11 protein-coding genes and 1 pseudogene are annotated in these 12,686 nt (G+C 64.6%); 5 read left to right on the plus strand and 7 right to left on the minus strand.

Annotated features, from left to right (window positions below; all coding sequences use genetic code 11):
- Positions 1 to 12: 12 nt before the first annotated feature.
- From fabG to ACFRAQ_RS07945, 4 genes are read left to right on the plus strand one after another with little or no spacing between them, the layout of a single operon-like run.
- Positions 13 to 774 (plus strand): 3-oxoacyl-ACP reductase FabG, encoded by a 762-nt coding sequence (fabG, locus tag ACFRAQ_RS07930; RefSeq protein WP_379095552.1) that lies wholly within the window; start codon positions 13 to 15, stop codon positions 772 to 774.
- 19 nt (positions 775 to 793) lie between these two features.
- The gene (locus ACFRAQ_RS07935; protein ID WP_379095555.1) at positions 794 to 1,246 is read left to right on the plus strand and encodes a MaoC family dehydratase; all 453 of its coding nucleotides are present in this window, start codon (positions 794 to 796) and stop codon (positions 1,244 to 1,246) included.
- A gap of 23 nt (positions 1,247 to 1,269) precedes the next feature.
- Positions 1,270 to 2,457, plus strand: coding sequence for an acyl-CoA dehydrogenase family protein (locus tag ACFRAQ_RS07940; protein ID WP_379095895.1), 1,188 nt, complete (start codon positions 1,270 to 1,272; stop codon positions 2,455 to 2,457).
- Complete coding sequence (locus ACFRAQ_RS07945) at positions 2,454 to 3,554, plus strand: acyl-CoA dehydrogenase family protein (RefSeq protein WP_379095559.1); 1,101 nt, start codon at positions 2,454 to 2,456, stop codon at positions 3,552 to 3,554. Before ACFRAQ_RS07940 ends, ACFRAQ_RS07945 begins: the two co-directional genes overlap by 4 nt.
- Before the next feature lie 161 nt (positions 3,555 to 3,715).
- On the opposite strand, the gene ACFRAQ_RS07950 is transcribed toward ACFRAQ_RS07945, so the two are convergent.
- Positions 3,716 to 4,633 (minus strand): SDR family NAD(P)-dependent oxidoreductase, encoded by a 918-nt coding sequence (locus tag ACFRAQ_RS07950; protein ID WP_379095562.1) that lies wholly within the window; start codon positions 4,631 to 4,633, stop codon positions 3,716 to 3,718.
- 284 nt (positions 4,634 to 4,917) lie between these two features.
- Here ACFRAQ_RS07950 and ACFRAQ_RS07955 point away from each other — a divergent pair, with 284 nt between their 5' ends.
- Entirely contained in the window at positions 4,918 to 5,595 is a 678-nt protein-coding gene (locus ACFRAQ_RS07955) for a TetR/AcrR family transcriptional regulator (RefSeq protein ID WP_379095565.1), read from the plus strand.
- Positions 5,596 to 6,027: 432 nt separating this feature from the next.
- On the opposite strand, the gene ACFRAQ_RS07960 is transcribed toward ACFRAQ_RS07955, so the two are convergent.
- The 6 genes and pseudogenes from ACFRAQ_RS07960 to ACFRAQ_RS07985 all read right to left on the minus strand — a co-directional run bounded on the left by ACFRAQ_RS07960 (position 6,028) and on the right by ACFRAQ_RS07985 (position 12,614).
- Entirely contained in the window at positions 6,028 to 7,086 is a 1,059-nt protein-coding gene (locus tag ACFRAQ_RS07960) for a phosphotransferase family protein (protein ID WP_379095568.1), read from the minus strand.
- A gap of 11 nt (positions 7,087 to 7,097) precedes the next feature.
- Positions 7,098 to 8,327, minus strand: coding sequence for an acyl-CoA dehydrogenase family protein (locus ACFRAQ_RS07965; RefSeq protein WP_379095571.1), 1,230 nt, complete (start codon positions 8,325 to 8,327; stop codon positions 7,098 to 7,100).
- Between the two features lie 51 nt (positions 8,328 to 8,378).
- Positions 8,379 to 9,014 (minus strand): HAD family hydrolase, encoded by a 636-nt coding sequence (locus ACFRAQ_RS07970; protein ID WP_379095574.1) that lies wholly within the window; start codon positions 9,012 to 9,014, stop codon positions 8,379 to 8,381.
- Positions 9,011 to 9,817, minus strand: coding sequence for an SDR family oxidoreductase (locus ACFRAQ_RS07975; RefSeq protein ID WP_379095577.1), 807 nt, complete (start codon positions 9,815 to 9,817; stop codon positions 9,011 to 9,013). The genes ACFRAQ_RS07970 and ACFRAQ_RS07975 overlap by 4 nt, the downstream gene beginning before the upstream one ends.
- The gene (locus ACFRAQ_RS07980; RefSeq protein WP_379095580.1) at positions 9,817 to 10,836 is read right to left on the minus strand and encodes an NADP-dependent oxidoreductase; all 1,020 of its coding nucleotides are present in this window, start codon (positions 10,834 to 10,836) and stop codon (positions 9,817 to 9,819) included. Before ACFRAQ_RS07980 ends, ACFRAQ_RS07975 begins: the two co-directional genes overlap by 1 nt.
- Positions 10,837 to 11,261: 425 nt before the next feature.
- Positions 11,262 to 12,614 (minus strand): annotated as a pseudogene (locus ACFRAQ_RS07985) (wax ester/triacylglycerol synthase family O-acyltransferase).
- Positions 12,615 to 12,686: the final 72 nt, after the last annotated feature.

Below are 12,686 nucleotides of genomic sequence, written 5' to 3' on the forward strand. Positions count from 1 at the left end.
GGAGAAAACATTATGAGTGGCGAGCAAAATCGTACCGCCATCGTTACCGGTGCGGCGCGGGGAATCGGCGCGGCGACCGCGCGGCGTCTGGCGCATGACGGATTCGCTGTAGCCGTCCTGGACCTCGATGAGCAGGCATGCAAATCCGTTGTCGCCGAGTTCGAATCGGTTGGTGGCCGTGGGTTGGCCGTCGGGGCCGATGTCTCCGACGAGGAGGCCGTCACCGCCGCCGTGGAACGGGTCGCCTCTGAACTGGGCGCACCGACTGTGTTGGTGAACAACGCGGGTATCTTGCGCGACAACCTACTGTTCAAAATGACGGTCACGGACTGGGACGCAGTGATGAACGTGCACCTGCGCGGCGCATTCCTGATGAGCCGGGCGACCCAGAAGTACATGACCGAGGCGAAGTGGGGCCGTATCGTCAACCTGTCGAGCACGTCGGCGCTCGGCAACCGCGGTCAGGTCAACTATTCCGCCGCAAAGGCCGGACTCCAGGGATTCACGAAAACCCTTGCCCTTGAGCTAGGCCGGTTCGGGGTTACTGTGAACGCCATCGCGCCCGGTTTCATCGCAACCGAGATGACTCAAGCTACGGCCGCCCGTATGGGAGTCTCGTTCGAGGAACTCACCAAGACGTTGGTCGAGCGCATCCCGGTGAACCGTCCTGGTACTCCGGACGACATCGCGCACGCGGTGTCGTTCTTCACCAGCGAGGGCGCCTCCTACGTCAGCGGTCAAGTGATATACGTGGCCGGCGGCCCCACCACCTGATCTGGCATTGGAGCGAATCATGAAGGTATTCAACGGAATCGCCGAACTCGAGCAGGCCGTCGGTGACCATCTCGGTTACAGCGACTGGCACACCGTCAGCCAGAACCAGGTCGACTTGTTCGCCGCCGTCACCGGTGACCAGCAGTGGATACACATCGACCCGGTGAAAGCCGCGTCCGGGCCGTTCGGAACGACCATCGCCCACGGCTACCTAACCCTGTCGCTGCTGCCCTTGCTGGTGTCGCAGGTATATCGCGTCGATGGGATACGGATGGGTATCAACTACGGCAGCGACAAAGTTCGCTTCCCGTCTCCGGTGCCCGTGGGCAGCAAAGTACGTGCCGGGGTGGAACTGGTGGGGCTGAAGCAGACTGCTGCGGGCGTGCAACTGACAGCCCGCGTGACCATCGACCGCGACGGCAGCGACAAGCCCGCGTGCGTTGCTGACACCGTCTCGGTACTGGTGCCTTGACCCGCGATGACACTGGACGAGGAATGACCAACACGATGAAAGACGAGCTGAGTGACCGTGTCACGAAACTGCTCACCGACCACGATCCGAAAACCACCGATCCCGTGATCTTCCTACGGGCCCGCTTCGACGCGGGGCTCGCCTGGGTGCATTTCCCGGTGGGCCTCGGCGGCCTCGGGATGCCACGCGCGTTGCAGAGCTACGTCGATGCCTTGCTCACTGCTGCAGGAGCGCCCGACAACAACCCGGGACGCAACATCATCGGCCTCGGTATGGCTGCGCCGACCATTCTCGCGTTCGGCACCGCTGAGCAGAAGCAACGATTCCTGCGCCCGCTGTTCACCGGTGAAGAAACCTGGTGTCAGCTGTTCAGTGAGCCTGGTGCGGGCTCGGACCTGGCGGGACTGTCCACGCGTGCGGTGCGCGACGGTGGTGACTGGATCGTCAATGGGCAGAAGGTGTGGACCTCCGGGGCGCAGAACGCGCACTGGGCCATTCTGATCGCTCGTACCGATCCAGGCGCGGCCAAACACGCGGGAATCACCTACTTCCTCTGCGATATGCGCGATCCCGGCGTGGAGGTGCGGCCACTGCGCCAGATTACCGGCGAAGCAGAATTCAACGAGGTGTTCCTCACCGATGTCCGGGTGCCGGACACTCGCCGGGTTGGAGCCGAGGGCCAGGGCTGGCAGGTGGCCAACGCGACGCTGATGAACGAGCGGGTCGCCATCGGTGGCCGCGACACTCCCAGGGAGGGCGGCATGGTCGGTGTGGTTGCCCGCACCTGGCGACGCCGACCCGAATTGCGGACCCCAGGATTGCATGGGCGGCTGCTGCGCCTGTGGGTGGAAGCCGAAGTCGCTCGCCTGACCGGCAAGCGCCTGAGTCAGAAGCTCGCCGCTGGGCAGCCCGGCCAGGAAGGCGCGGCCATGAAACTGACCTTCGCGCGAATCGCGCAGGAGCTCAGTGCGCTCGAACTCGAGCTCCTGGCCGACGATGGGCTGCGGTACAGCGACTGGACATTCCGGCAACCCGAGCAAGTGGACATGACCGGCCGCGACGCCGGATACCGGTACCTACGAGCCAAGGGAAACTCCATCGAAGGCGGGACATCTGAGGTGCTGCGCAACATCGTCGCGGAACGGATCCTGGGTCTGCCGCCGGAGCCGCGCGCCGACAAAGACATACCGTGGAAGGACCTGACTCGATGACCTCGGATGCGAACCTGCTGTACACCGAGGTCGAAGAGGAATTGCGCGCCAGCGTGCGAGCCGCTCTGGCGCGCAAGCTATCCGCCGCAAGTGTCATCGCCCTCTATGACAGCGGTGTGGTGGACAGCGACCTGTGGACCACCCTGGCGGGTGAACTCGGATTGGCGGGCCTGCTCGCACCTGAGGAATACGGCGGCGCAGGTGCGACCACACGAGAGGCCGCCGTGGTGGTCGAAGAACTCGGACGGTCGGTCGTGCCGGTGCCGTTTCTGACCAGCGCGGTAATCGCCATGACGACCGTGCTGGCTGCGCAGGCTCATGATCTGGTGGGCCGTGTGGCCAGCGGGACGGTTGCGGCGCTGGCTGTGCCGTTCGCCACCGGTCCCTCGACTTCGCGAGCAACCGTGACCGCCGATTCGGGAGGCGTACTGCACGGGCAGATCCGATCGGTGGCCGGTGCGGATTGGGCCGAAGTGCTGTTGGTCCCGGCGGAGTCACCGGACGGCTTCCAGATCTATTCCGTACCCGCAGACCAGGCTCGTATCAAACTCGTTGTCTCGCTCGACATGTCGCGGCCAGTGGCCGATATCGATGTCACAGGAGCGACCGGCGAACCGATCGCCGGCGGCGACGCCGCGCGGGCGGCGGTGGCGCGCGCACTGGAAACCGGCGCGGCACTGCTAGCTTCTGAGCAAGTCGGACTCGCTCACTGGTGTTTGGACAGCACACTCGAATATCTGAAGGTACGCAAGCAGTTCGGCCGGGTCGTCGGCGGCTTCCAGGCCCTCAAGCACCGCCTGGCGGATCTGTTCACTCAGGTTGAATCCGCCCGTGCCGCAGCGCGATATGCGGCTGCCACAGCTGCGGCCGGCGACGCGGATAGCGCGATTGCCGCATCCATTGCACAGGCATATTGTTCCGATATCGCGGTGCTCGCCGCGGAGGAATGCGTCCAACTACACGGCGGCATAGGTATGACCTGGGAACACCCCGCGCACCTCTACCTGAAGCGGGCAAAGGCGGATCAGATCGCCCTGGGCACCCCGGAAAAGCATCATGCACGGCTCGCGGAACTGATCGACCTGCCCGCCACCTGAGGGCCAATGCGACCGCGAAGCGATTTGCGCGTGACCGCCGAGTCCCCTCCACTCGGCGGTCACGCTGCGCACGTCGATTGCGACCGGCACTACTTCGACACACGCCGGTTTCCGGCAGGGCGAGGGTCAACGTAGCGACCCGCTGTCCTGCGCCCAGAGCTTCAGACCTCGTACCTAACCCCGGTCAACTGTTCGGAAACGGACCACAAGCGCTTCTGAACCGATACGTCGTGGGATCGCTTGTTGGAGGAGACGACTCGCGGATGTCCCCGGACCTCGCCAACGCCACCGGGACCGTAGTATTGGCCGCCAATCACACCCGGATCGGTGGCCGCACGCAGTGTAGGCAGAGCGCCCATGGCCGCATTCTGCGTGAACAGTGGTGCCACAAATGGTGCGAGCCACCGAACCACGGCGGGGGAGTTGCGCATCAACTCCGTGTTCGACCCGCCCGGATGAGCCGCGACCGCCACGGTCGTGGCGCCGTGTGCGGTCAGCCGGCGCTGTAGTTCGTAGGTGAACATCAAGTTCGCCAACTTGGACTGGCCGTAAGCTCCAACCCGGTCGTAGGACCTCTCCCACTGCAGGTCATCGAAATGAATCTTGCCGCGGAAGCGGTGGGCGAGGCTGGCCACCGAGACTACGCGAGAGTTCGGAGCCTTCAGCACGAGATCGAGCACGAGGCCAGTCAGTGCGAAATGCCCGAGGTGGTTGGTGCCGAATTGCAGTTCGTATCCGTCCTGCGTGTTCTGGCGCGGCGGATACATCAACCCGGCGTTGTTGATCAGAAGGTCGATTTTCGGGTGCGCAGCGCGTAGTTCGGCGGCGGCCTCGCGTACCGATTCGAGCGACGCCAGGTCGAGATGGAGGACACTCAGTCGCGCGGACGGCACGACATCGGCGATGCGTGCGACGGCTTGCTTGCCCTTCTCGATGTCACGGACGGCCAGCACGACCGAGGCTCCGTGCACGGCGAGCATCCGTGCGGTTTCGAAACCCAGTCCGGTGTTGGCTCCGGTTACCACCGCGAGCCGGTCCTGCTGTGCGGGAAGGTCGTCTTCGCTCCACTTGTACGCCATAGCTCCTCCGTTGCAGGGGATCCGCCGACAATTACAGACCCGCAGTCTCTTGTTGTGATTTACCCAACATTAAGAGACCATCGGTCTGTAGTCAACGGGCTGGCGTCGGCAGGCTGGGCCGTAGCGGGGCTGTGTGGTTGGGGCGGTGTAGATCGGGCATCTGCTCGGGCGTCCCATCCGCGCCGCTACGAGCTGTCGCCGGTCCGGCGTCGGTTGCCTCGGTTCCGATTACGGCTGGTCCTGGCTGTGGATTTGCCGCGCACGATGGTATGTACCATCGGCAGGTGGGATTCCAGAGGGCGCGTACCGCAGAGCAGCGGGATATACGGCGGCGCGCGATTCTGGATACCGCCGCGGTCATGCTCGATGAGATGCCCGTAGCGGATCTGAGCCTTAACGATCTGGCCCGCCGAGTTGGGTTGGCGAAGTCGAATGTTTTGCGCTACTTCGAATCTCGTGAGGAGATCCTCCTCGAACTTCTCGACCAGGGATTTCGTCGATGGCTTGCCGAGCTGGCGGATGAGTTGCCCTCCATGACTGACCCTGGGCAGCCGGTGATCGAACGGATCGATCGGCTCGCTGCCGTCCTCAGTGGTTCGTTGCAAGACCACACCGTGCTCTGCGACCTGGTGAGTGCTCAAGCAGGAGTACTCGAGCACAACGTGTCAGTCGAAGTCGTCGTGCGGTACAAACGCTCCACGTTGGCGAACCTTGCGAACCTCGCCGCGCAAGTCCGCGGGGTGGTGCCTGAACTCGGCGATAACGCCTGGTCGATTTGCTTGATGGGTGTGGCGTTGGCTGGCGGGTTGTACGCGCACGCTCGTCCTGCCGCGAGCACTGTCGCAGCTTACGATGCCGACCCTGACCTGGCCGCACTCCGCATCGACGCCCGTGCCGCGTTCGCGCGGACATTAGCGACCTTGATGACCGGCGCGCTGTATCGCTCGGGCGGACTCAACTAAGGGGTGCGTCATCCTCGGCGATGTCCAGGTGAGGGGTCGAGGGATGAGCGCAGCACAGCGCGTGCGTGCTGCCGCAGCGGTAGGTCAGTGCGTGTACCTCGCTCAGAGAGTATGGATTTGACTCGAGTGTGGAACTGGCGCGGAGTGAGACCGAAATCGACCAGCAGTTCCTCGGCGGGTGGACCTCCGAACGGCTGCCAGAGCAGGGCGAAATCGATGATCCTTTGGTCGTCGGCGTTCATAGGTGTTCTTTCTTGCTGGGTGGAGCGTTCCCCGATCACCGGCGGAATGGCCGCTGGGGTCGGGTTATCAGTGCGTCCGGACTGGGATGCCGGGGGAGACGGCCTTCCCGGTCCGGACATACGCCGCAATGTCAGTTCTTGTGCGGAAGCGAACTCACCTGCTGCACAGGTCAGTTCGCGAAGGTTCCGATCAAAGGCCGGCTTCTGCCGCGACGCGGTCCGCCGCTTGTACGAGGCCCTCGACCAGTTCGCGAGTCGGTGCGCCCGCGGCCGCGCGGTTGCGCGGATCGTTCTGGGCGCGGCGCAGGACACCCTCGGCGATTATCGCGAGCTTCCACAGGGCAAGGGTGTGCCAGAATCCAAGGGCACGCCGGTCACGGCCAGTGGCGGCAAGGTACTCCTCGACCAGTTCGGCGCGAGATGGGAAACCCGGCAGGGTGCACATCGCCATATCCGCGATCGCCAGCTCGCCCAGGGCCGGCCAGTAGGCAAGCAGGCCCCCCACATCGGCAAGCGGGTCGCCGAGTGTGCACAGCTCCCAGTCGAGAACCGCGGCGACTTCGCCGCTCTCCGGTGCTGTGATGACGTTGCGGATGTTGAAGTCACCATGGACGAGCGTCACTTCGAGCTGCTCGGGGATGGCTGCGACGAGCCGCTCGGTGACCTGGTCCAACAGCGGGAGCTGCCGTGTCTTCGACGTCTCCCATTGTGCGGACCAGCGTTTGAGCTGACGCTCAGCATACGGTTTGTGACTGGCCAGGTCGGCGAGTCCGGTTGCGTCGAGATCCACCGCGTGGATGCGGGCAAGGTTGTGCACCAAGGAGATTCCCGCTGTGCGGCGCAGGGCGGGGGTCAGCTGTTCGGCGTTCTCGATCCGGTCGAGGACAATGCCGTCGACATGCTCCATGAGCACCAGCGCGATCTCGCCCTCGTGGCGCACGTCGAGTATGCGTGGCACCGGGACATCGGTCGGCGCGAGCGCCGATAGGACGCGTGCCTCCCGCGCCACGTCGTGCGCGGAGGCAAGGAGATGGCCCAGGGGCGGGCGCCGCAGCACCCAGTTCCGGCCTTCCGCGTCGCTGATACAAAAGGTCAGATTGGACTGACCCATCCCCACCCGGTCCGCTCGTGCCGGCAGAGTGCAGGCCTCCCCGAGTGTCGCCGCCCATTTCGCGAACGCAATTTGGTCGAGTTCGAACCCGCCGTCCGGGGTGGCGCGGATCAGTTCGGTTTCGTTGTCGGTGTGCATATTTCGGCTCCCTACGCGCCGGCCGCCGTGTGGACGCGGGCCTTTCGGAGTTCGATCTGTGCAATTGTCCGCTTGTGAACCTCGTCGGGCCCGTCCGCAAGCCGGAGCGTCCGGAGGTGTGCGTACATGCTGGCGAGCGGGAAGTCCTCGGTAACACCCGCACCGCCGTGTACCTGGATGGCCCGGTCCACGATGCGCAATGCCATCTCGGGCGCGGCGACTTTGATCGCTGCGATCTCGGTCCGGGCAGCCTTGTTTCCGACGGTGTCCATCATCCAGGCTGCCTTTAATGTCAGCAGACGTGTCCGCTCGATGTCGATGCGAGCCTCGGCGATCCAGTCCTGGATGTTGGCGCGCTCGCTGAGCTTCTGCCCGAAGGTGATTCGCGTTTCGGCCCGGGCGCACATCAGTTCCAGGGCGCGTTCGGCCATGCCGATGGCGCGCATGCAGTGGTGGATCCGGCCGGGCCCCAGCCGCGCTTGGCTAATGGCGAAACCTTCACCTTCGCCCTTCAGCACATCGGCGACTGGGACTCGCACATCTGTGAAGTCGACCTCGGCGTGGCCCTCGCGATCGGCGTAGCCGAACACCGGCAGATTGCGCACCACCGTGATGCCGGGCGCGTCGATGGGCACCACCATCATGGACTGCTGCCGATGTGTCGGCGCATCCGGATCGGTCTTCCCCATGACGATGAGGACCTTGCAGTTCTTGTGCAATGCGTTGGAGGCGAACCACTTTCGACCATTGAGCACGTAGTGGTCGCCGTCTCGCTCCATGCGGAGCTGAATATTGGTGGCGTCGGAGCTGGCGACGGCCGGCTCGGTCATTGCGAAGGCTGAGCGGATGGTGCCCGCGAGCAACGGCTCCAGCCAGCGTTCGCGGTGTTCCTCCGTACCGAAAAGGGTCAGAACCTCCATGTTGCCCGTGTCCGGGGCGGAGCAGTTACATGCCTCGGGCCCGAGGTGGGGGCTGCGGCCCATGATCTCTGCCAGTGGAGCGTATTCGAGGTTGGTCAGGCCCGGTCCCAGTCCAGGATGCGGGTGGAAGAGGTTCCACAGGCCGCGCCCGCGCGCCTCTGCTTTCAGGTCTTCGAGGATCTGCGGGTGGTGGTGCGGATCGCCCGATGTCGCCATTTGCTTCTCGTACTCCGGCTCGGCCGGATAGACACATTCGTCCATGAAGTCGAGCAGATCGCGCTGATAGCGCTGCGCGCGGTCGGACACAGTAAAGACGTCCATTGGTCCTCCGATCGTCGATACGAGGCTGTACCCGCCTCGTCGGTAGTGAGTTCAGCGGGAAGCCGTGCCGGTCTGGGATAGCGCAGCCCAGAGCTGCTCCGCGGTCGACACGGCATCGTGATGCACGATGCCGGTGAGTCCTGCTCGCTCGGCCGCCGTGATGTTCAGTTCGAGATCATCGATCATGATAGTGGCCTCGGGGAGGGCTCCCAGGCGCTCGCAGGCGATGAGGTAGGCGCGATGCGACGGTTTCCGGACGCCGACCTCGGCGGAGATCGTCACCGCGTCGAACATGCCCAGCAAGTCGACGCCGGAGTAGCTGTCATCACCCAGGGAGTTCGACAACAGCCCGACCCGATGCCCCGCCGCTCGCACGTCAGCGACGAGACGGATCATCTCTTCGTCGAGGCGCAGCCGTGACAGGATGCGGTCTACCAGGCGGTGCGGTTCGACATGGACGCCATGCTCGTTCAGCCGCCGCGCAAATCCTTCTTCGAATTCCCGCTGCCCGATACGACCTTCCTCATGGCCGACTAGAAGGGCGCTGCTCTCCGGATCGGTGGCCAGAAGCCGCAATGGCAGGCGGCGAGCGCCGATCTCCGTGCCGAACTCGGCGAAAGCGGTCATGACGGAGCTGGTGAGCACCCCGCCGAAGTCGAACAACACTGCGGTGCGTGCGGTACTCATTGCAGCGACCGCCGATACCGTTGCATGCCCTCGATCCACCGATCATGGTTGGATGTCTTGTATCGCAACATTTCTCGAACCTCCTCGTGGGGCAGTACGAGGAACTGTTCGGACTTCACGGCCTCGATGACCCGGTCGGCTACGTCCTCGGGCTCCAGCACAGTTCCGGCTTCGGTGACGGCTCGCATGGCTGTACGCCGGTCCGCATCGTCACTGTCGGATCCGGTGAGCAGGTTGGTGTTCACGCCCATCGGGCATAGGCAGCTCACCCGGATGCCGCGGTCGCCGTAGGTCACCGCGAGCCATTCCGCGAACGCGACCGCGCCGTGTTTGGTCACCGTGTAGGTGGCTGACCCGAGCTGGGTCAGCAGTCCGGCCGCCGACGCCGTGCTGAAGAAGTATCCGCTTCCGCGCTCGAGCCATTCAGGGATCAGCTGTCGCGCTGCGCGCACATGCGCTAGCACGTTGACTTCCAACGCCTGGATCCACTCGGCCTCGATGGCATCGAGGCCGCTTCCTCCGCCGACCCCAGCGTTGGCGAAGAACATGTCGACGGGCCCGAATTCGGCAGTGGCGGTATCGATCAGCTCGCGCAGGTCAGCTTCCAACGCGGCGTCTGCCGAGCGCCCGGACACCGCGCCCGGGTACTTTTCGGCGAGTTCGCGCACGGTGTTGGCCAATCGATCCCCATCTCGATCGGTCAGCAGCACGCATGCGCCATGGTCGAGCAGCCGTTGCGCGATCGCCGCCCCGATACCGCCAGCCGCCCCGGTGACGATCGCGACGGCGCCGTTGATCTGCATCAGAGGGCCCCATCGGTGAGCCGGACGAGCATCTTGCCGGTGTTCGCGCCGTGCAGCAGGCCCAGGAACCCGTCGACCGCGTTGTCAATTCCGTCAACGATCGTGGTCGGCGTGGCGAGCGATCCGTCGCGCAGCCATCCCGCCGCCAGCGCGACGTACTCGTCGGCCAGATGCTGATGGTCGAAGACGATGAAGCCGCGCAACGACAAACGACGAGTGATGGCCAGGGTCAGGTTCTTCGGGCCCGGCGCCGGCTCGGTGTCGTTGTACTGGGAGATAGCCCCGCACAAAGCGATTCGCCCATGTTCGCGCATGGCTCCGATGGCAGCCTCCAGGTGGTCGCCGCCGACATTGTCGAAGTAGACGTCTATCCCGTCCGGGGCGTTGTCCCGCAGCTGGACGCCGACCTTCCCGGCCCGATAGTCAATCGCATCGTCGTACCCGAACTCCTCGATCAGCCGCCGTGCCTTCTCGGGTCCGCCCGCCGAGCCGATGACGCGCTCCGCCCCCAGATGCTTCGCGACCCGACAGGCAATGACGCCGACCGCTCCGGCCGCACCCGAGATGAATACGGTGTCACCGGGCCGTACCGGTGCGACCTCCTTCAGGCCCGCGTATGCGGTCAGCCCCGGCATGCCGAGTGACCCGAGATAGCTTGAGGCTGGCGCGATCTCGGCGTCGACCACCTGCACGTACCGCTCGTTCACCAGCGTGTACTCACGCCAGCCCAGACCGTGCAACACAGTGGCGCCGATAGGAATGCTGTCAACGCCGGAGGCTACAACAGTTCCGACCGCGCCCCCCTCCATGGGCGCGTCCAAGCGGAAAGACGGCAGATACGACTTCACGTCGTTCATGCGCCAGCGCATGTAGGGATCGACTGAGATCCAATCGTTGCGCACGACCACTTGGCCACTGCGGGGCTCCGGGACATCAGCAGTCACGATTCGAAAGTCTGTTGCCACAGGTTCGCCCTGCGGGCGCGCCGCGAGGTGGACCTCTCGGTTCTTCACAGTCATAAAACCTCCATTCAGGGGGACTCGGGAGTGTGCGCGGGGCGCTCCTGCCTAGGGAGGCATGCCCGGCGACATGATCGAGCGTATTTGAACCCGGCGTCAAATTCAATTGATGTCGTAGGTCCAACGCCGGCGGCAGGTCGCCGAGGACGCATGGGAGTTCTTGACACCCCCGGCGCATGCCGCAGTCGAGGCGCTTTTGGTAGGGGTGGGCAAACAGGGTGGCCGACCCGTGCTCGAGTGGCGTTGGTCCGATTCTGGTCGACCGGACCGGATGCTGCGCGAGCTTGTCCGACTGCCCTCGCAACGTCACGAGCAACGCTTGTCTGGAACTTCAACCTTGCGGAAAGGTTGAGGCGCAGGTGATTTCGAGGAGCAGTGCGACAACCTGCGCCTGCGGCCGGACGTGAGGTGCCGGCCAGTATGCACTATGAGAGGGTTCGCTCCAGTTCTGCGAGTCCGGTTTCCAGAAGGGCGGGGAACCTGTCGAGATCGGGCACGGTGCGGCGGCAGCCGACGATGCCGAAGTCGAGGTTGTCGCCGTTGGTGGTGAGGGTGATGTTCATGGCCTGAGAGTCGAAGGGGATCGACAGCGGGTAGTTACTGGTGAGGCGTGCGCCTTGCATGTAGACGGGTGTGCGCGAGCCTGGGACGTTCGAGATCACCAGGTTGAACGGCGTGCGCGGCGCGGCGTCGAAGCCAGGCAACAGGGTCAGGCTCAGTGGGGCCATGAGCAACGCCGACAGGTTCATCGCATCCAACGTCGGCAACTGGGTGAAGATCTGTTTGCTCTCACGCATGGAGGTACTGATCGCTTGCAAGCGCTGGGCCGGATCGTCGATGTGAGTGGCCAGGTTGGCCAGGCAAGTGGCGATCACATTGCCTTCGCTTGCGTCGTCGTCGGCACCGCGGATATCGATCGGCACCATGGCGATCAGTGGCTCGGCGGGCAATGCTGCGTGATCGAGCAGGTAGGTGCGCAGGGCGGCGGCGCTCATGGCTAGCACGACGTCGTTGACGGTAACTCCCGTGGCTCGGCGGATGGCGCTGATGCGTTCGATCGGCCACGAGCGGGCCGCGATGCGCCGTGCTCCGCCGATGGGAACGTTGAGCATCGTGCGGGGCGCTGTCATCGGCATGGTGAGCCGACCCTCAACGAGGGTGCGTAATGGCGCGGCAATTGACCTGGTGGACCGGACAATCTGGGGTAGCGCTTTGCGGAGTTGTTTCCATGGGGCTTTGGGTTCGGGCGTTCCCTGACTGATCGGCGGCGTGCCCCACGAGGCCCGGACGCGGGTGTCGAGCGGGTCATCGGTGAGCGTGCGGCGCAGTAGGCGCATGGCGGATACCCCGTCGATGAGCGCGTGGTGCATCTTCACCTAGAGGGCGAACCGGCCGTCTTCGAGCCCGTCGATGAACCGCGCTTCCCAAAGCGGCCGGTGTCGGTCCAGTAGCGTGCCGTGCAGCCGCTCGGTCAGATCCAGCAGGTCGGGTAGACCACCCGGCGCGGGTAGGGAGCAACGCCGCAGGTGGTAGCTCAGATCGACGGTGTCGGTATCTGCCCATGCCACCTTGGAGAAGCCGCCCGCGATGCGACCGGGGCGCCGTCGGAATCGGCTGCGCACCTCGTCTGTGGCGGTCATGCCTTCGAAGATCTGGTTTGCGAAGTCCGCTGCCGCGTCCGCGGGCGGTTCGAACAGTTGTAGTGCGCCGACATGCATGGGATGTTCGCGGGATTCGAACGCGAGGAAGAAGGCGTCGAGTGGGTTGAGCAGATTCATCTGTTTCACCTATGCCGGGTGGGGCGGAGTCGCCCAGTGAGAAGGCGGTTCGGCGACGCTGCCCCCCGCAAC

Source organism: Nocardia sp. NPDC056611, assembly GCF_042792755.1.
Classification (GTDB): Bacteria; Actinomycetota; Actinomycetes; order Mycobacteriales; family Mycobacteriaceae; genus Nocardia.